This window comes from Bacteroides sp. ZJ-18, assembly GCF_011038705.2.
GTDB classification, from domain to species: Bacteria; Bacteroidota; Bacteroidia; order Bacteroidales; family Bacteroidaceae; genus Bacteroides; species Bacteroides hominis.
The window spans coordinates 2,708,460-2,729,731 of record NZ_CP072198.1; the positions used below are offsets into that span (position 1 = coordinate 2,708,460).

The following is a 21,272-nucleotide window of genomic DNA, read 5'->3' on the forward strand; positions in this document are numbered from 1 at the left end:
ATACTGTCTTTTAATAGACTAAATATATGCATTATGTATTTGTATCTAATTTATAAATGTGATTATAAATAATTGATTAATAGTAATATAATGTTTCTCCCTATTTAATGCTTTGAGAGTAATAATGTGCTGGGGTTCCGATAGAACTTAGCAAACAGTTTTAAAAACACATATAAACATCTTTATTATTAACTCAAAAAGCAATACTTATGAAGAAAACCATCTTCTTGATTTTGTGCTTGTTATGTTCCATCGGAGCCATGGCGCAAAAGAAATCAATCACAGGCGTGGTTACGGATGCTATCGGTGAAACAGTCATCGGAGCAAGTGTTGTCGAGGTCGGTACCACCAATGGTGTTATAACCGACATTGACGGAAAATTTACGATCTCGGTAAATCCGAATGGGAAGATTAAGGTCTCCTATGTTGGCTATCAGCCTCAAACGATCGATGTGAAAGGCAAAAACTCTTTTAATATCAAGTTAAAAGAGGACTCTGAAATGTTAGCTGAAGTTGTTGTCACGGGATATGGTGGTAAGCAACTTCGTTCGAAAGTGACCAGTTCTATTACCAAAGTGAATGAGGAGGCATTAAAAGTAGGCGTTTTCTCAAATCCGGCCCAAGCATTATCCGGTGCGGTGGCTGGTCTAAAAGTGACACAGAGTTCCGGTAATCCCGGCAGCACCCCAAGTATTGTACTACGTGGTGGTACTGATTGGGACGGAAGCGGTGCACCTTTAGTCATGGTTGACGGACAATTACGAAGTGCTCTAAGTGATATAAATCCTGAGGATATTGAATCTATGGAAGTTCTGAAAGACGCCGGTGCCACTGCTTTGTATGGTGCACGTGCCAGTAATGGTGTTATCTTGATTACAACCAAAACGGGAAAAGCGGGACATCGTGAAATCAATTTCAAAGCAAAGGTGGGGCTAAATTATGTCAATAACCCTTATGAGTTTTTAGGTGCTAAAGATTTTATTACAGCTCTGCGCACAGCATACAATACAACTCCATGGGCTAATAAATCGTCACTTAATAGTGCTTCTGCATATGGAACGGGCAATAAATACGGTGATAATTTGGTTTGGAATTTGCTGGTTAAAAATAAGGAGAATGATTTTTTGTTAAATAAAGGTTGGCAACAAATGCAAGATCCTATTGATCAGTCTGTTACTCTTCTTTATAAAGACATTAAACCTTCAGATTATAATTTAAACAATCCATCTATTACTCAAGACTATAATATAAATATGTCTGGTGGTAATGATAAAGGGGCATATTATGCCGGATTAGGATATAACAAATCTGAAGGACTCCCTATTTCTTCATTTTATGAACGATATAGTTTTGTGTTCAATGGTAATTACAAAGTAACTGACTGGATGACAGCCAGCTCAAACTTCAACTACAACCGTGCTAACTGGCGCTCTATGCCTGGTTCTCAGGGTGATGAGGGTAATTATTTCGGTCGAATTATGTCTTTGCCTCCTACGGTTCGTTATGAAGATGAAGATGGAAATCCGGTTTTAGGTCCCAATTCGAGTGACGGAAATCAGTCTTATCAGCCTGACAAATGGCTAATAGACAATCAGACTGATAAGTTTACGATGATTCAGTCTCTGGAAATTAAGCCAATGAAAAACCTAACTATTAAAGGAAATGCTAACTGGTATTATTCAGAAGGCGTGTATGAAAGTTTTACAAAAGATTATGAGACTGCTCCCGGGAAATTTGAAACATCAAGAAGCACTTCTGCAAAGTTTGAGCGGGACTTTTCTCAAACCTATAATGTCGTTGTGAATTACAATAATACGTTCGCGAAGAACCATTATGTTGACATCATGTTAGGTTCGGAGTATTACGACAAAAAGACAAAGGGATTCAGTGCTTCCGGTTCGGGTGCGCCGACTGATGATTTTGGGGACTTGGGTTTGACAAGCTCGGATAAAGGGAAGCGGGGAATTGATTCCTGGCACAGTCAATATCGTATTCTCTCTTACTTTGGACGTTTGAATTATGATTATCTGGGAAAATACTTACTGTCGGGAGTATTTCGTTATGATGGATATTCTTCTCTGCTGGGAAATAATCGTTGGGGCTTTTTCCCCGGTGTTTCAGCGGGATGGGTCTTCGGAAAGGAAGATTTCATTAAAAGTGCCATTCCAGATCTTTCATTTGGTAAGTTGCGTGCCAGCTATGGTGTGAATGGTAATGCTACAGGCATTGGAGCCTATACTTTACAAGGATCCTATAACTCTCAGAAGTATAATGGAAATGTAGGGTACCTAATTGGCTCTCTTCCCAATCCAGGATTAAAATGGGAGAAAACAAGTACAGCCGAAGTTGGTTTGGATTTGAGTTTTTTTGATAATCGCTTAAATGCAAATTTTACTTATTATAATCGTTTGACTATGGATAAGTATGCTGATTTAAGTTTGCCCACTACTACCGGATTTTCTTCAGTGAAAAACAATAATGGAGATTTTCGTAACAGTGGTCTTGAAATAGAGTTATCCGGTACCATTCTTAAGCTAAAAGATTGGACATGGAAAATGGGAGGAAACATTTCATATAATAAAAATAAGGTTGTTTCTTTACCTGATAATGGGCAGCCTAAAAATCGTATAGATGGACAGCAAATCTATACAGGGCGTAAAATTATGGACGAAAAAGGGAATCTGGTAGATGAGATCGTTTTCGTTGGAGGTAAACAGGAAGGGCAAGAGCCTGGCATCTTAGTTGGATATAAAGCAGAAGGTATTTATAAAAGCTGGGACGAAATTCCTGGAGATTTAGTAGTTAAAACAGGCAATTATCAAGGTAAATATCAATATGGTCCTAAAGCTTATGCAGCTTTATCGGATGCTGAAAAAGCGAAAGCTCTCCAGATCGAACCGGGTGATATGAAATGGAAAGACATTAATGGAGATGGACAAATTGATTCTTATGATCAAATTGTAATTGGTAATACGACTCCTCGTTGGTTTGGCGGTTTTAACACAACTTTGAGTTGGAAAGGTTTGACACTATATGGGCGCTTTGATTTTGGTTTGGATTATTGGATTTACGATAATACAACACCTTGGTTCTTAGGATGTATGCAAGGTGGATATAATACTACAACCGATGTATTCAATACTTGGTCTGAAGGAAATCCAAATGCCAAGTATCCAAGATATGTATGGGCCGACCAGTTAGGCACTGCAAATTATTACCGTACTTCAACCATGTTCGCTTATAAAGGTAACTATTTGGCAATTCGCGAGATATCACTATCCTATTCTTTGCCTGAGGCACTTGCCCGCAAGTTATATTGCCAGAAACTGGATGTATCGGTTACAGGTCAGAATTTGGGATACATAACTTCTGCTAATGTAGCAAGCCCCGAAGTTTCAAAGGCGGGCTCTGGTTATGCATTGCCACGTACATTGCTTTTCGGTATTAATGTTACATTTTAATAACTCATAATTAATAAACAAGCATATGAAAAATATAAAATCTATTATTATATCGGGTGTTCTATTAGCCACTTCGGGGCTTATGACTACCTCGTGTAGTGATTTATTAGACTTATCTCCAATTGATTATTATGGTAGTGGTTCATATTGGACTACGGAGGCTCAAGTTACAGGTTATATGGATGGTATTCATAAACATATACGTGATGTGGCTGGACAGCATATTTTCACATTTGGAGAAATGAGAGGCGGCATTTATAAAAGTGGCAATGCTTCTGATGGTAATGCGCTAAATGGCGGTAGCATTATACTGCAGAATTTTGATAAAGATAACACCGGTGTAACGAACTTTGGTGGGCATTATGGACGTTTAGCCAATCTCAATTTATTTATTGACCGTGTAAGCAAAGCCGATTATGTAGATGAAGCAAAGAAGAGATTTTATTTGGGACAAGCCTATGGCTTGCGTGCTTTTATTTATTTTGAGCTTTATCGTATCTATGGAGGAGTACCTCTGCGACTTGATGTAGAAGTGATAGATGGAGTACTTGATCCCAATAAATTGTATATGGCTCGTGCTACCCCCAAGCAAGTTATGACGCAAATAAAAAAAGATCTGGATTTATCAATAGAGTACTTTGGCAATGTAACCAATTTCGATCCATATAACCGCGGTAAGAAAGTATATTGGTCCAAAGCCGCTACAGAGTGTCTGATGGGCGAAGTTTATTTATGGACTTCAAAAGTTACTACAGGTGACAATGAAGCTAATATAGCTGATTTACAAATCGCTAAATCACATCTGGAAAATGTAGCTAATAACTATGGTTTAAAATTGCTGGATAATTTTGCAAATGTATTTGAAGCCAAGTCCCACAAAGGCAATGACGAAATAATATTTGCTATACGTTATGCCGAAGGAGAAGCTACAAACGGCAATAACAATTATGTATATATGAATCAAGGTGAAATTGATAAAGCTGGTTATCGTGCTGACGGTTCTAAATGGGATGACCCGTTTGATGCCAAAAAAGGCGGAGCGCAATGGTATGAATATATTCCAGAACTTTTTCAGCTGTTTGATGTGAAGGATACACGCCGTGATGCGACTTTCATGGTGTCATATAAGAAAGATTCCGAAAACAATCTGGCTCTGTGGGGAACCCATGTTTGCAAGAATATAGGTTATATCAACGCAGAGGGTAACCGTGTTTATTGTGGTGATTATGTTTTTTATCGTTTGCCGTGGGTTTATCTTTCATTAGCTGAAATAGCCAATATGGAAGGTGATAATGCCAACGTAGAAAAATATGTTAATTTAGTTCGTAAACGTGCATATGCGGAAAATTGGGATGAAAATATATATGCTTATAAAGCAGGTGATTTTACACAAAATGAATTAGCTATTTTACACGAGAAAGACAAAGAGTTTGTCCAAGAAGGACAACGGTGGTGGGATGTATTACGCATGACTCTGACCAAAGGTGGAAAACATTTAGTTTTCTGCAAAGAAGCCAATTTAAAGAATAATGGTCAGCCTATTTTGAATGAAGCTACAGAGGCTTATAAAGTGCTTTGGCCGATAGAACAGAAAATGCTTGATAAGGATCCGGAAATTAAGCAAACTCCCGGATACAAATAATGTTTTTTCTGGAAATTGTATTTAATGATTGATAGTAAAAGTCATATTTATTAGTTTGGTTTATGACTTCTCAGTGTAATGACATATCGGGAGATATGTCATTACTAATAAATAATAGTTGAATATTTTCAAAATATGATTAATTTTATTAATATTGCATTATATTTTTAATTTTATATTTAATAAACAGGTTATATGAAAAAAAAATGGTTATTTCTGTTTTGTTTATTAGTTGCTATTTCCTCAATGGCTCAAAACAGCTATCAACCGAACTGGGAATCGCTTGACAAGCGTCCGGTTCCGGCGTGGTTTGAAAATGCCAAATTTGGCATTTTCATTCATTGGGGGTTGTATTCCGTCCCTGCTTGGTCGCCCAAAGGGACGTACTCTGAATGGTATAAATATTGGCTCGATAACAAAACACTAATGGGTAATGGGGATTTTAAAGGTACGGAAGTATCTGATTACCACTTGGAAATGTATGGGCGAGATTTTACCTATGCCGATTTCGCTCCTATGTTCAAAGCTCTTAGTTACGATCCCAATGAATGGGCTAAACTATTTGAATGCTCTGGTGCAAAATATGTAGTATTGACTACAAAACATCATGACGGTTTTGCGTTATGGCCAAGTAAAGAGGCTTCTACCAGCTATGGACGGCCATGGAATAGTATGGAAATAGGAGCACATCGTGACCTGGTGGGAGAATATGTAGATGCGTTACGGAAAACGGATATCAAAGTCGGATGCTATTTTTCTTTAAGAGAATGGGATAATCCACTTTATAATAAAGAGACAATGGATTTGTTTTATGAACGCCATTGGTTTCCGCAATTACAAGATTTGGTAAATCGTTATAAGCCGGATCTGATATGGGCTGACGGTCCCGATCAGATAAATGACAAACAGTGGCAAGCTGAAAGGACATTAGCTTGGTTGTATTCAGAATCTCCGGTAAAAGACAGCATCGTGGTCAATGACCGCTGGGCCAATAACACCGGCAGAAAACATGGTGACTATTATACACGAGAATATAGCAGCACTAACAGTACTTTTGATAAGCCATGGGAAGAGTGCCGCGGAATTGGCCTCTCTTTTGGATATAATCAGAATGAAGATTTGGAAGATTACACTTCACCGAAAGCATTAATATTGACGCTTGCAAACATAGTTAGCCAAGGTGGAAACTTACTATTGGATATTGGTCCAAACGCTAATGGCAAAATTCCTCCTATAATGCAGGAACGCTTGTTGCAGATAGGTAAATGGCTGCAGGTAAACGGAGAAGCGATTTATGGGACACGCGCTTGGAACCGTTCATGCCAATGGACTAAGGGTAACAGGGAGTGGAAATCAAAAGAGAAGCATTACGTCAGTGGAGATGCTATATTGAAACAGACAGTCGATCCGGAGCCCGGATATGCGGTAAAAGAAGTTTTTTTCACCCAAAAGGGAGAAAACGTATACGCTATTTTACCTCAATATCCTAAAAATAAAATTGTGTTGAAAAACGTTCAAACAAGGAATAAGACTAAGATTGCTTTATTAGGGTCAGATAAGAAAGTCCTTTGGAAACAAAAAGGTAATGATCTTGAAATCACAATGCCTTCTCTGTACGCAGATGAATTACCTTGTGATTATGCATGGGTTCTTAAATTGGACAATATAGAAAATAAAAAAGATCGATAGGTATATTGTATAAAACCGATTAGTTTCTTTTTTGTTGCACGAGCATGCTGCACAAATTGAAAAGGCAGTATCTGAGTATCTTTCTGTATACTTGGGTACTGCCTTAAATATAAACTCTATGAAGCTTTTTCTTTAAATAATTATCTCTATAAGTATAGCTGAATTTATTTTCCTTCAAGTATCCGTCACTTAGTACTATAAAATGTTAATAGTGGCATTGCTTTTTCTATTGTCTTAAAATGTATGTATTGTAAATAATTATCAATATTATTTCTAATAACTTTCTTTTTCCCCTGTTCTTGTCCGCAGTAATGTTTATATTGCATTTTTATAACATTTATCTGTTGTTTTATACCATTAGTCTACCGTCTGAAAAAAGTTATTTTCTCACTTATATTAGCCTTTTGGGGCTTAAAAAACAAATTGTATATCTCTGTATATCAGTTTTTTTTCTGCTTACTCCCTTTCTCTTCTCCTTCCATTTTTCGCCTACCGTCCCGATAGAACTTAGCAAACAGTTTTAAAAACACATATAAACATCTTTATTATTAACTCAAAAAGCAATACTTATGAAGAAAACCATCTTCTTGATTTTGTGCTTGTTATGTTCCATCGGAGCCATGGCGCAAAAGAAATCAATCACAGGCGTGGTTACGGATGCTAGCGGTGAAACAGTCATCGGAGCAAGTGTTGTCGAGGTCGGTACCACCAATGGTGTAATTACCGACATTGACGGCAAGTTTACATTAATGGTCGATCCCAACGGAAAGATCAAAGTCTCTTATGTTGGTTATCAGCCTCAAACGATCGATGTAAAGGGCAGAAATTCTTTTAATATTAAGTTGAAGGAAGATTCTGAAATGTTGGATGAAGTGGTTGTAACAGGTTATGGCGGTAAACAATTGCGTTCTAAAGTGACTAACTCCATAGCCAAAGTAAAAGAGGAAACTTTAAAACAAGGTATGTTTACTAATCCGGCTCAAGCTCTTTCCGGTGCTGTAGCAGGTTTGTCAGTAAGTCAGACTTCGGGTAATCCGGGTAGTGCTCCAACTTTAGTACTCCGTGGTGGTACGAACTTTGATGGTTCCGGTTCTCCACTGATCTTAATTGACGGTCAGGTACGCTCTTCGCTGAGTGATATTAATCCGGATGATATTGAATCAATGGAGGTGTTGAAAGATGCCGGTGCAACTGCTATTTACGGTGCACGTGCTAATGATGGTGTAGTACTTGTAACAACAAAACGTGGTAAGGCGGGTAGAGCAGAGGTAAATCTAAAAGCAAAGTTTGGCTTGAACTACTTCAAGGATTCTTATAACTTTATGAATGCCGGTGATTACCTTTATTGGATGCGTACAGGTTATATGAATGCTTACGTTGGAGATATGAAACACCCGGACGGCGCTAATGTGAAAGGATGGTCTTCTCTAAGCGGATTGACTACTGCAACTCCTTATGGAACAGGTAATTTATATTTTGACAAGGATGGTGTAACGCCATTAGACGGAAATAAAACAAGTTCTGCTATTTGGAGTCCGATGATCTATTCAGATAATCTATCTTTTCTGCTCAATCAAGGATGGCAGACTATGATTGACCCGGTATATGGAGATAAAATTATTTATAAAAATACAGACATTGCCGATTTTAATATAAACACACCTTCATTCTCTCAGGATTATAACTTAAGCGTAAGCGGTGGTAATGATAAAGGAAGTTATTATGCCGGCTTGGGCTACAATAAGAGTGAGGGTACAGCAGTAGGTAACTGGTATCAACGAATTACTTTTACTTTTAATGCTGATTATAAACTTAAGGAATGGTTAACTTCTAATTCAAGTTTCAATTTTGCAGATGCGACCTGGAACGGACTTCCTGCATCGCAAACAGCTGAGGCTAACTATTTCTCACGCTGTCTTTCATTACCTCCTACTTTCCGTGGTTATAATGCAGATGGAGATATGCTATTAGGACCGAACTCCGGTGATGGTAACCAACAATACAATTTTAAGCAATTCGTTCGTGATAATAATACGGATAAGTTTACGATGAATCAATCTTTCACAATTGATTTCATGAAAGGTCTCTCATTGAAATTAGGAGCCATCTGGTATTATTCCGAAGAAAAAACAGAAGCTTTTAATAAAGACTATTTGAGCTCTCCGGGTAACTTGATTACATCTCACGCCACCTCTGCTTCATATAGCCGTACTTTAGACCAAACATATAATGCCGTATTGAACTATAATTATCAGATCAATAAGGACAACTTCTTGGATGCAATGGTTGGTTTTGAATACTATGATTCATACGGCAAGGGATTCAGTGCTTCTGGTTCTGGAGCTCCCACCGATGATTTTATGGATTTGGAATACACCTCAAAAGAGGAAGGAATGCGTTCTATAGACTCTTCACATTCTCGTCAACGTATTATGTCATTCTTTGGACGTGTTAATTATGACTACCAATCTAAGTATCTGCTTTCTTTGGTTTTAAGACGGGATGGATATTCCAAATTAGCTAAAGAAAACCGTTGGGGAGTATTTCCGGGTGTATCAGCGGGATGGGTGTTCAGTAAAGAAGAATTTATGGAAAACACAGCATCTATTCTTTCATTCGGTAAATTACGTGCCAGCTTTGGTTTAAATGGTAATGTAAACAAGAACTTTGTTGGAAACTATACAGTTCAGGGAGCTTATGGCAGCAATCGCTATAATGGTTCAACCGGTTTCTTGTTAAGCAGCATTCCTAACCCATATCTGATGTGGGAAAAATCGAGAACTTTTGAAGTCGGTTTAGATATGGGCTTTTTGGAAAATCGCATCAATGCTAACTTGACATATTACAACCGTTTGACTAGTGATAAATATGCTAATATCACAGTACCGTCTACTTCAGGTGTAAGTTCTGTTACTTCAAACAATGGTGAGTTCCAGAATCAAGGATTTGAATTTGAATTAGGATTCCGGATCATTGATTCCAAAGACTGGAAGTGGAACTTGAACTGGAATGGTGCTTTGAACAAAAACAAGGTTGTTTCTTTGCCGGACAATGGACTTGAAAGAAATCGTCAAAGTGCTTATCAGGTTTATACTGGAAACGGAGATGAAAAAATGTGGGTTGGTGGATATCAGGAAGGACAACGTCCGGGCGATCTATACATGTTTGTGGCAGAAGGACTTTATAAATCTCAAGACGAAATCCCGGCTAACTTGATTGACTTGACAACAGGTAATAACGGTTCAAGTGGCCGTCCTCTTTATGGTGGAACAGAAGGTTACAATAAATTAACAGATTCTCAAAAAGCCAATGCCCTTCCGATTCAGCCGGGTGACGTGAAATGGAAAGATGTAAATGGTGATGGAGTTATTGATAATTATGACATGGTGAAAATTGGGAATACTGTTCCTAAATGGACAGGAGGTATCAATACTACTGTAAGCTGGAAGGACCTTACCTTGTCTGCACGTTTCGACTATGCATTGGGATTCACCGCAGTGGACTGGAAAACAATGTGGATCATGGCATGTGCTCAAGGTACTTATAATACCATTGAGGAGACCAAAAATACATGGACTCCTGAAAATCCGAATGCTAAATATCCAACTTATGTATGGGCCGATCAATTGGGTAAACGTAATTATTGCCGTAGCTCATCCATGTTTGCCTATAATGGAAATTATCTGGCGCTGCGTGAACTCTCATTATCCTATAAATTACCATCTGTATGGGCGCAAAAAGCTAAGTTGAGCAATGTGGAACTATCTATTACAGGTCAGAACTTAGGCTATTTGACAGAAGCAAAACACCTATTCTCACCGGAAAAAGCAGATAATAATGGAGGATATCCATTACCTCGTACAGTGATTTTTGGTATTAATGTTTCTTTCTAAATATAAAAAAGACAAATTATGAAAAAGATAATATATATCATTTCCTTATTTGTATCGTCTGTGCTTTACACTTCATGCGATGCATTGGATCTTGCTCCGGAAGACTATTTCGGAAGCGGCAACTACTGGAATAATAAAGCCCAGGTGGAAGGGTTTATGAATGGCATGCACTCTCAATTGAGAGGTAACTATAATATGTTTTATTGTTTGGGAGAATTGCGCGGTGGTACACAGCGCGTTGGTAGTTCTTCACAAAACACCAGTTTGGACTATGCCATATTGCGTACCAACACTTTAAGCCAGGATAATCCGGGATTCAGCAACTGGTTTGGATTATATAGTCCGATTATGCAAGTTAATCATTTCATTCAAAAAGTTGAGAATGAATGTGATTTTTTAAGTGAGGCAGACAGAAAAGCCTATTTAGGACAAGCATATGGTTTAAGGGCTCTTTATTATTTTATGCTTTATAAAACTTACGGCGGGGTACCTATTGTAACAACAGTCGAGTTGCTGGATGGCAAAGTGACTGCAGATAAATTTTATGTCGAACGTGCTACACCCGAGGCCACTATGGCCTTCATAAAAGAAGATATCGGTAAATCTGAAAACTATTTTGGTACAGAAGAAGTGACCAATAAATATGATAAGACAATGTGGTCTAAAGCTGCTACTCTGATGTTGAAAGCGGAAATTTATATGTGGGCTGCTAAAGTTTCAATAAATGGCTATACAGCTTCTGGAAGATCGGATTTAGAAACAGCCAAAACAGCTCTGAATGGAGTGATAGGCAAATTTCAGCTATTAAATAAATTCAGCGATGTATTTAGTACAGCTAACCGTAATAATGCAGAGGTTATTTTCACCTTACATTTTGCTGATGGCGAAGCTACAAACTGGGGAGGCATGTTCCTCTATCAGGAGGCAGTATTCATTGGACAGGTATATGACCGTGATGATAATAAAATTGAAACGGATACATTAAATTTGAAAGGTACCGGAGGTACATTCCGCCATGAATATACAGAAGATTTCTGGAAAAGCTATAGCGATAAAGACACTCGTCGTGATGCAACATTCTTAGAATATTATACCCAAAAGAATAAAGAAGGCTTTGGTTGTGTTATGCTTAAGGCTATTGGTTCTATCAACTCGAACAACAATCGTATTTATGATACCGATGTGATTGTTTACCGTTATGCCGATGCTTTATTGATGATGGCTGAAATAGAAAATGGTTTAGGAAATCCTTGCGCAGGTTATATTAATGAAGTGCGTGAACGTGCATATGGCTCCAATTATGAGGCTAATAAATATACGGAAGGAAATTATGCAGAGAATGAATTGACCATTCTCCAGGAACGTGATAAAGAGTTTGTTTGGGAAGGTAAGCGATGGTTTGATGTAGTACGTATGCATGATGCTAATGGCAAATCTCTTGCTTTCTCTGCTACTGCGAATTATCCTTCGGATAAACCTCTTTTGGACTCAAGTGAGGAATATAAGTTATTATGGCCTATCGATGTTAACATTATGAGTGTCAATCCGTTGCTGAAACAGACACCTGGATATGAAAAATAAAACTTAATCAATAGGTTTTAAATATGATTATTTATTAAATGTAGAAGCTGTCTCGGTTATTATTGAGACAGCTTCTCTTTTTTCATTGCCATACACACATTACTCCTTATTCTCCAATCATAGAGCCGATTTTTATATATGCAGATGGAGGAGAACAAAATAAAGCGGGGAATGTCCGACCGGACATTCCCCGCTTATACTAACTAATCAATTTTCATATCCCGGAGTCTGTTTTAACGCCGGATTGTCTGTCAATACACTTTCATTAATCGGCCATAATAAGCGGGTCGCAACGGCAGAAGTGCGCTTTGTCACATAGTCTGCACCCAATAATCTTAAATCATACCAGCGTTTCCCTTCAAACATAAATTCACGCATGCGCTCTTTCAAAATGGCTTCCAAAGGATCTTCATCACCGGACATGTATTTATTATCCGTATAGAAGTCTCCTTTATCATTCGGATAAGATAGCGTAGCTTTGTTTAACTCAAAGAACTCTTTTCCATAAGCACGTTCACGAACTTGATTGATCTCAGTTGCCGGATCTTCTCCCAACAGCGCTTTTGCTTCGGCAAGTAATAACAGGCAGTCTGCATATCGATAAATGGGGTAATCATTCAAAAAACTGCGCTGTGAAGCTCCGTCCAACAGGACTCCCTGATACTTATTGCAGAAAGGAGCAATATATTTAATTGTGCCATCTTCTTGCTTTTGGTAAACAGCTGTCATGGAAGCGTCCTTACGGGTATCTCCATCACGGAATGCCTTATTATACAAATCGTATCTTATCTGCAGACGAATCAAACCGTTAAGTTGTCCTTCAGGCAAATCTTTAAATGAAATTCCTTCTTTATTACAGTAAGTTGCAGTCATGTATGCCTGCTGTGGTACTAAGTTTTGTCTAAATCTATCGTCCCACATGTTATACTCATCTTTTGCATTACGTATAGAGAAAATAATTTCGGCATTATCTTTATTATTGTAAGCAAATACTTTTGAGAAATCATCCTGCAAGCTGACATTTACATTACTGATAATTGATTGTAAAGCTGTTTTGGCTGTAGTATAATCTGTTGTGCCGCCACCCATTTGACGCCCACTCCATAAATAAACTTCACCTTTCAGCATTTGTGTTGCGGCCATTGACCAGTAATATCTGCCGAATTTGAAAGAGTAATCACTGCCGAATGCCTTTTCAGAAGCAATGATATCTTCTTTGATTTGTTTCATCACATCTTCTGCAGGAGAGGCTGCTTTTGAGAGGTTACTTAAGTCTAAAGAGGCTCCATTCGTATAATCCAGATAGAGAATAACATCTCCCCAAGAACGCAATAAATGAAAATAAAGATATGCCCGCATACCATAAGCTTCACCTAAATAATAGTTTTTAGTAGCTTCGGGAAGTACAGTCGTTTCTTTGGTTTTAGCGATCATCAAATTGATCTGATTGATCACTTTGTACATTCCTGCAAAGTTGGTTATTCCTGTGTTTTCCTTATTTATCGTATTGAAAGGCAAGCGTTCCATACCTTGAGTGGCTTCTCCTCCAAAGGGAACGTCTCCATAAATGTCCGCACGAGGCTCACCTAATAAGAAAAAATTAAAACTACATTCTCTAAGTAATGCATGCAAACCTACATTAAAGGTACTGAACTGAGCTTCAGTCTTCCAGTAATTACTATCCGCAATAGAACTGGTAGGTTCAATATCCAGTGCATCACATCTTGAAAACAGCAGGAGAGAAAGCCCTGCTAACATATATGTAAATATTTTCTTCATAATGCTATTTGTATTAATCATATATAATTTAGAATGTCACTGACAAACCGAATAAAACTGTTCTCGGAGTTGGATAACGTCCGTTATCTATTCCACGACCATAAGTTGTATCTACAGCCGGCTCAGGAGAAACACCCGTGTATCCGGTGATATAGAATAAGTTCTGTCCTGTTACATAGACTGATGCATCTGTCATGCCAACTTTACTGATCCATGCTTTAGGCAGATTATAATTTAATGTCAATTCACGCAAAGCCAGATAATCACCCTTTTCATAGAAGCGTGAACTGTTATTATCAATAGCTGTATTACCGTTATTTGAACGTGTAATATTTTTCTTGCTTAACTGGTCTGCGTAATAGAATGCAGGTAAATCTGTATCAGTATTGGTCTCACTCCATGTCTTTTTTACCTCTTTAATAATATTGAATGAACCTTGATACTGTCCCAAAGAACGTGCCGCGAGATCATTATAAATGGTATGTCCTAAAGCGTAATCGAAACGAGCATATAAAGAGAGGTTTTTATAACCCAATGTAGTAGAGAATCCACCAGTAATTTTTGGAAATATATTTCCTACTACTTGACGGTCATATCCATTGATTACACCATCGCCATTGATATCTTCCCAACAAACATCACCCGGTTCGATCGGTTGCCATCCTTCTTTTCCGGCATATTGGGCTGCAAGTCCGGGACCATATAAGTTGGCTACCTCGTCGATGCGGTTATTGGCATACTTTTTCACGTCATCCCAATCTTTGAATATATGATTTTGTTTGTAAGCAACCAATTCTCCCAATTTACCACCTTCCTGACGGCCGGCAATCCATTTTGTTTCAGGAGTTCCATCGGCTTTTTTGCGTCCGGTTGCCACTTCATAGCCACCTACACGGTTATTTTCATTGCCGTTATAAGGTAATTTCACAATTTTGTTTGCTACAGAAGACAGATTGGCTGTAACATCCCATGTCAATCCTTTCGGGTTATTCAGAATGTTGGCTCTTACTTCCATTTCGAAACCATAGTTGCGCAGAGTTCCCATATTAGTCATGATCTCTGTAAAGCCTGTATATCCCGGAAGTGCTTGTTTAGTTAACAAGTCTTTAGTAGTGCGGTTGTAGTAGTCAAGAATGAAACTTAACCGATTGTTTAAGAATCCGATGTCCAGACCAGCTTCAAATGACTGACTTTGTTCCCAGCGTAATCCGGTGTTTACCAAGCCTGAGTTGTAGAATGCGGTTGAACCTCCATATGTCTTTGCACCTACTTGAGAGTAAGCACCATATACATCGAAATTTCCGATACCATTTACATTTCCATTTACACCATAGCTAAGACGAGGTTTCAAGTTAGAAATAACTTCTGAGACTTTAGAATCCTTCCAGAAATTTTCTTCCATGATATTCCAACCCACAGACACACCAGGGAAAAATCCCCAACGGTTATCTTTCAGTTTTGAAATACCATCATAACGAGCAACAAATGAAATTAAATATCTCATGTCATAGTTATAATTGATACGGCCAAACCCTGATAGAATACGGTATGCTGTTTTAGTTGTAGAAGTATAAGTCCTTGTAGAACCAGCATTCAAGGTAGGAATATCGTCAGTTGGAGAGTTTTGGGTTTTAGCTTCAAAATCGAACTGATCATAGGTGAAGTATTCAGTTCCTACCATTGCTTCCAGATTGTGTTTTTCAGCAAAAGTATCTGTGTATGTCAGTGTTCCGTTCAACTGAATTTGATTGTATTTCTGGACATAAGCTTCAGCCTGACGTGTATTATCAGGAGTTGCAGAAGATTGAGCTTGATAAGATTTATTAAACTTCTCTCTCTGCCAGTCATAACGATAAAGTGAAGCATTTCCATTTAACACTAATTTTTTAGGTAAAATGTCAAGGGCAAATCCAACACTGTAGGTTGATTTATTAGTGCTGTTCTCGCTCGTCAACTTATCTCTGTAATAATCGGGATTACCGTCTCCTGTACCGAAACCGGAGGCCGGAGTTCCATCTTCATTCCAAGGATTCCATGTCGGACGTTGAGAACGTGTACGGTAGAAAAATTCATATTGACCGATCCAAAGTTCCGGTTGAGTTGACCAAGAGTAAGTCGCATTAGCCTTTACTGTCAGGAAAGGAAATACTTTATAAGAACCGTTCAATGCACCATTGAAGCGCTCGTAACCAGTACCTCTAATCTGACCATCTTCTTTATAGTAGCCTAAACTTGCAGAAAAAGTCCCTTTATCATTACCACCTGTAATGTTCACATAATGATCTTGAGTTAAAGCACTATTGTTAAACACCACATCGTCCAATTCACCAGAGTAGTCTTTATACAAGATCGTTTTTCCATCATAAAATGGATCTGCCATAGAAGACCAACCTTCATTTTTCAGATTAGCATTTTCGTCTGTCAAATAGCGGATATCAAATAAGTTATTACCAATACCATATCCCATTTGTGTATCGACATTGGTACGTCCGGTTCTTTTGTAGCCCATACGGTTATAATAAATATAATCGTGTGCATCGCAAAAATCATAGCCTTTACGAGCGAAGTTCACACCCATTTTAAATTTGTAATTAACAGATGCTTTTCCTTCTTTTCCACTTTTAGTCTCAACCAAAATAACACCACCATTGGCACGTGCACCATAAATAGCTGTTGAAGCGGCATCTTTCAAAACCTGAATAGATTCAATATCAGAGGGATTAATATCACTCATGCTATTGCGAACAATACCATCGACTACAATAAGAGCTTTGCTGTTGTCGCCTGTAATAGTAGCACCTCCACGCAATGTAATATCCGGTTCACTACCAGGTTGCCCCGTTTTGTTAACAACACGAAGACCTGTAACAGAACCTTGTAAAGACTGTCCTGCATTACTGAAAGCCGCATTTTTAAGTACAGAATTATCAAGCTTTGAAATAGCAGTAGTTAAAGTTGCACGTTTTTGTGAGCCACCGTATCCTGTAATCACCACTTCATCTAATACCTCTGTATCTTCTTTCAGTACTACATTGTAGGTGTTTGCAGCGCTAACAGTAATTGTTTGAGGTTTGTAACCAATATAGCTAACTGTGAATTTAGCGCCAGTAGCTATCGTTAATGAGAACTTGCCGTCAAGGTTAGTGATTGTACCATTGGTTGTACCTACCTCAACGACACTTGCACCGATGACAGATTCACCGGTACCATCTGTAACCACACCTGTGATGGATTTTGTTTGAGCTATAGCTCCTATAGAGCATAATAAGCACAAAATCAAGAAGATGGTTTTCTTCATAAGTATTGCTTTTTAGTTAATAATAAAGATAATTATAATTGCTTTTACTAAGTTCTATCGGTACTTGGTATTTTTACTACCTAAATAATAAATGAAAAAGGTTAAATTTATTATTTCTTTTCATTTATATACTATCAAACCGTTGCAAATATATATATTATATTAAAAACTCACAAGCATATTTTAAATATATTTTTTATATAACCGAAATAATATTGAAAAACTAAGATAATCAGCTCCGGATTCTCATAAAAGATTGTTTATGGAAGAGTGCTATATATATAATATTGATTTCTTATATTATATATGAGACTGCTTTCATTAAAATGGACAAATGTAATATGTTTTTATTTTGAAATACTGTTTGATTAACTTGAAAAGTGCCAAAGATTATATCTAATAACCTTATTATATGTTATAATATGTTTCTTTATGTTGAAAGATGGATCACTTCATTTCACTTACATAAAAGTGGCTTCCGAACACAAGAAAAGATGAAAAGTATAGCCTGATGATTCACTACTTTTCACCATAATAAATTTGTTTGTGAACATTTGTACGAAAATATTTTTTTTAAATCTTTCGTTTGTAAGATAAACAATTGATGTTTAGATTATTGCATATTTATTGTCCTTATTTCTGTTATACCATATAACCAAGTACCGATAGGACTGTGCTCATTTTCAGGTGTTTATATTTAAGAGATTTAGAAGAGATAATTTTCCTTTTTTATTAACTAAAAATCAATTTATGAAAAAAGTCCTTTTTATTTTGTTGGGCTGTTTGCTATCGTTTAATGTGATGGCACAGGTAAAGGCGATTTCGGGGGTGGTAACAGATGTTACCGGAGATCCCGTTATTGGGGCAAGTGTTGTAGAAGTGGGAACCACTAATGGAGTAATTACTGACTTAAATGGTAAGTTCTCGTTAAAAGTGGCGCCTAATTCACAATTCTTGGTGAGTTATATTGGCTATAAACAACAAACTATTAAAGTTGGTTCTGAAAGCACTTATAATATTGTGCTGAAAGAAGATTCGGAAGTTCTGGATGAGGTTGTTGTAGTAGGTTATGGTTCACAAAAGAAGGTGAACGTTACGGGAGCTGTAGGTATGGTTAGTGCTGATGCATTGGAAGCACGGCCGGTAGCAAATGCTTCACAAGCGTTACAGGGGGTTGTTCCCGGTTTGAATCTTACTGTTGGCAATAACGGTGGTTCTCTGGATGGAACATTGAACATGAATATTCGTGGAGCCGGAACGATCGGTGATGGATCGGGTTCTTCTCCATTGGTTTTGATTGATGGCATTGAGGGTGATCTGAATACTGTCAATCCTAACGATATCGAATCTGTTTCGGTATTAAAAGATGCTGCATCGGCTTCTATCTATGGTGCAAGAGCTTCGTTCGGTGTGATTCTTGTAACTACAAAGAGTGGTAAGAGCGGTAAGACAAATGTGTCATATAGCGGTAGCGCACGTTTTTCTGATGCTATTGGTATTCCCGATATTATGGATTCTTACACTTTTGCTCAGTACTTCAATCGTGCTTCTGCTAATAAAAGTGGCGGTGATATTTTTGCACCTGCCGTAATGGAACGCATCAAAGCCTATCAAGAAGGAACGTTGAAAGCTACTACAGTTGATAATGGAGCAGGTATTTGGCAAAAATGGGCTAGTGCGAATGGAAACACGGATTGGTTTGAAGAATTTTATGATCATTGGGCGCCATCTCAGGAACATAACCTTAGTATTAATGGTGGTACGGACAAAACCCAATACTTGATTAGTGGAAGTTTTCTGGATCAGAAAGGTTTAATGCGTCATGGATCTGACAAGTTTCAACGTTACACACTGAATGGCAAAATCACAACGGCTGTCACTGACTGGTTCAAGGTGGCATATTCTACTAAATGGACCCGTGAGGATTTTGAACGTCCTACTTACTTGACAGGAAACTTTTTCCATAACTTAGCTCGTAAATGGCCTGTGCATCCGGCTTATGATCCTAACGGATTCCCTATGGACGAAGGTGAAGTGGAACAGATGGAAAATGGAGGAAAGCAGAATAGCCAGAAAGATTTTTATACGAATCAGTTGCAACTGGTTTTCGAGCCTATTAAAAACTGGAAAATCAATCTTGAAGGTAGTGTACGTACCACTACTCAATATCAGCATTGGGAAGTATTACCTGTTTATGCCTACAATGTAGATGGAGATCCCTATTATACAGTGTGGGATATGGGATATGGTTCTTATGCGGCAGGGTCTTCTCGCGTGAATGAATATAGTTGGAAGGAAAATTATTATACTACAAATATTTATTCGGACTATTTCAAACAGTTCGATAACGGACATTATTTTAAAGTGATGGCTGGTTTTAATGCAGAGTTATATAAAACCAGAAACATTACGGCTGAAAAAAACACATTGATTACTCCGGGGGTACCGACTATTAATACGGCAACTGATGACCCACAGGCTTATGGTGGTTATGCCGACAACTCTGTAGCCGGTTTCTTTGCACGTGTCAACTGGAGTTATAAAGATCGCTATATGTTTGAGGCTAATGGCCGATATGATGGTTCTTCCCGCTTTGTCGGAAAAGAACGTTGGGGCTTCTTCCCTTCGTTTTCTGCCGGTTGGAATATCGCCCGCGAACCATTTATGGAAAGCTTTGCTGAAAAGATCAATATGGGAAGTTTAAAGTTGAGAGCTTCATGGGGACAGTTGGGTAATACGAATACCAATGATGCTTGGTATCCATTTTATCAGACTATGCCTGTAGGGTCTAATTATGGTTGGTTAGTAAATGGCGAACGTCCTAACTATGCTACAAATCCGGGCATTGTCAGCTCTAAGAAAACATGGGAAACAGTAGAGACTTGGGATGTCGGTTTGGATTGGTCTTTCTTTAATAATCGTTTGTCTGGTTCATTCGACTATTTCGTACGTTATACTTATGATATGATTGGTCCGGCTCCTGAACTTTCAAGTCTGTTGGGAACTTCAGTTCCTAAAATCAACAACTCGGATATGAAATCATATGGTTTTGAGTTGGAGTTGAATTGGAGAGACCGGATTGGTGAAGTTTCTTATGGAGCTAAATTAGTGCTTTCTGATGACCAACAGAAAATTTTGCGTTATCCGAATGACTCATATGATGTAGGTTCGTACTATAAAGGCAGACACTTGAATGATATTTGGGGATTGACAACAATTGGCATTGCAAAAACACAGGAAGAGATGGATGCCCATTTGGCAAAAGTTGATCAGTCTTCTTTGGGAACCAGTTGGGGAGCCGGTGACATCATGTATGCCGATTTGGATGGTGACGGAAAAATAAGCAATGGTACTAATAAGTTAGGAGATACCGGTGACTATCGCATTATCGGTAATTCAACCCCTCGCTTGAAATATGGTCTTACGTTGGACGCTGCGTGGAAAGGATTCGATTTCAGTATTTTCATGCAGGGAATCGGAAAACGTGACCTGTGGTTGGACGGATGTTATTTCTGGGGAGCCAACGGACAAGGAAATGAATGGCAATCTACCGGATTTACTGAACATTGGGATTTCTTCCGTCCGGAAGGTGACCCGTTGGGTGCTAATTTAGATGCGTATTATCCACGTGTTAACTTTAGTGGTGGCCGTAATACCCAAGTCCAGACACGTTATTTGCAGAATGGTGCGTATCTGCGCTTGAAAAATGTTCAGTTGGGTTATACATTGCCTCGGGTGTGGACAGAAAAAGCCGGAATCTCTTCTGTACGTGTATATCTTTCAGGAGATAACCTGGCTACAATCACCAGCCTTTCTAAGATTTTCGATCCGGAGGCTACCGGAAGTTTAGCCGGAACAGGATCCGGTAAACTGTATCCTTTGCAAAGAGTAATATCTGTCGGTGTTAACATTAATTTTTAAATTGAAGT

General features: G+C 38.2%; 8 protein-coding genes. 6 read left to right on the forward strand and 2 right to left on the reverse strand.

What is annotated here, in order from left to right:
* Positions 1-209: 209 nt before the first annotated feature.
* From G7Y45_RS10800 to G7Y45_RS10820, 5 genes are all read left to right on the forward strand, one after another.
* Entirely contained in the window at positions 210-3,461 is a 3,252-nt protein-coding gene (locus tag G7Y45_RS10800; RefSeq protein WP_032539452.1) for a TonB-dependent receptor, read from the forward strand.
* Positions 3,462-3,486: 25 nt separating this feature from the next.
* A complete protein-coding gene (locus G7Y45_RS10805; protein WP_165015394.1) occupies positions 3,487-5,103 on the forward strand; it encodes a RagB/SusD family nutrient uptake outer membrane protein in 1,617 nt (538 codons plus the stop codon).
* A 246-nt stretch (positions 5,104-5,349) separates the two neighbouring features.
* Positions 5,350-6,792 carry an alpha-L-fucosidase gene (locus tag G7Y45_RS10810; RefSeq protein ID WP_032538178.1) on the forward strand — a complete coding sequence of 481 codons (1,443 nt, stop codon included), beginning with the start codon at positions 5,350-5,352 and terminating at the stop codon, positions 6,790-6,792.
* 569 nt (positions 6,793-7,361) lie between these two features.
* Positions 7,362-10,685, forward strand: coding sequence for a TonB-dependent receptor (locus tag G7Y45_RS10815; protein WP_165015396.1), 3,324 nt, complete (start codon positions 7,362-7,364; stop codon positions 10,683-10,685).
* Between the two features lie 18 nt (positions 10,686-10,703).
* On the forward strand, positions 10,704-12,266 hold the full coding sequence (locus tag G7Y45_RS10820) for a RagB/SusD family nutrient uptake outer membrane protein (RefSeq protein ID WP_032536309.1): 1,563 nt from the start codon (positions 10,704-10,706) through the stop codon (positions 12,264-12,266).
* Between the two features lie 207 nt (positions 12,267-12,473).
* Here the strand turns inward: G7Y45_RS10820 and nanU are convergent, their stop codons facing one another.
* Together nanU and G7Y45_RS10830 are read right to left on the reverse strand one after the other, a co-directional pair.
* Positions 12,474-14,045 (reverse strand): SusD family outer membrane lipoprotein NanU, encoded by a 1,572-nt coding sequence (gene nanU / locus G7Y45_RS10825; RefSeq protein WP_005809006.1) that lies wholly within the window; start codon positions 14,043-14,045, stop codon positions 12,474-12,476.
* Between the two features lie 28 nt (positions 14,046-14,073).
* Entirely contained in the window at positions 14,074-17,343 is a 3,270-nt protein-coding gene (locus G7Y45_RS10830; protein ID WP_005776513.1) for a TonB-dependent receptor, read from the reverse strand.
* A 750-nt stretch (positions 17,344-18,093) separates the two neighbouring features.
* Here G7Y45_RS10830 and G7Y45_RS10835 point away from each other — a divergent pair.
* A complete protein-coding gene (locus tag G7Y45_RS10835) occupies positions 18,094-21,264 on the forward strand; it encodes a TonB-dependent receptor (protein ID WP_005809005.1) in 3,171 nt (1,056 codons plus the stop codon).
* Positions 21,265-21,272: the final 8 nt, after the last annotated feature.

What these genes read in the sequence shown, in the direction of transcription:
- G7Y45_RS10800 (WP_032539452.1), top strand. Translation starts at nt 210, where the DNA reads ATGAAGAAAACCATCTTCTTGATTTTGTGCTTGTTATGTTCCATCGGA.
- G7Y45_RS10805 (WP_165015394.1), top strand. Translation starts at nt 3,487, where the DNA reads ATGAAAAATATAAAATCTATTATTATATCGGGTGTTCTATTAGCCACT.
- G7Y45_RS10810 (WP_032538178.1), top strand. Translation starts at nt 5,350, where the DNA reads ATGGCTCAAAACAGCTATCAACCGAACTGGGAATCGCTTGACAAGCGT.
- G7Y45_RS10815 (WP_165015396.1), top strand. Translation starts at nt 7,362, where the DNA reads ATGAAGAAAACCATCTTCTTGATTTTGTGCTTGTTATGTTCCATCGGA.
- G7Y45_RS10820 (WP_032536309.1), top strand. Translation starts at nt 10,704, where the DNA reads ATGAAAAAGATAATATATATCATTTCCTTATTTGTATCGTCTGTGCTT.
- nanU (WP_005809006.1), bottom strand. Translation starts at nt 14,045, where the DNA reads ATGAAGAAAATATTTACATATATGTTAGCAGGGCTTTCTCTCCTGCTG.
- G7Y45_RS10830 (WP_005776513.1), bottom strand. Translation starts at nt 17,343, where the DNA reads ATGAAGAAAACCATCTTCTTGATTTTGTGCTTATTATGCTCTATAGGA.
- G7Y45_RS10835 (WP_005809005.1), top strand. Translation starts at nt 18,094, where the DNA reads ATGAAAAAAGTCCTTTTTATTTTGTTGGGCTGTTTGCTATCGTTTAAT.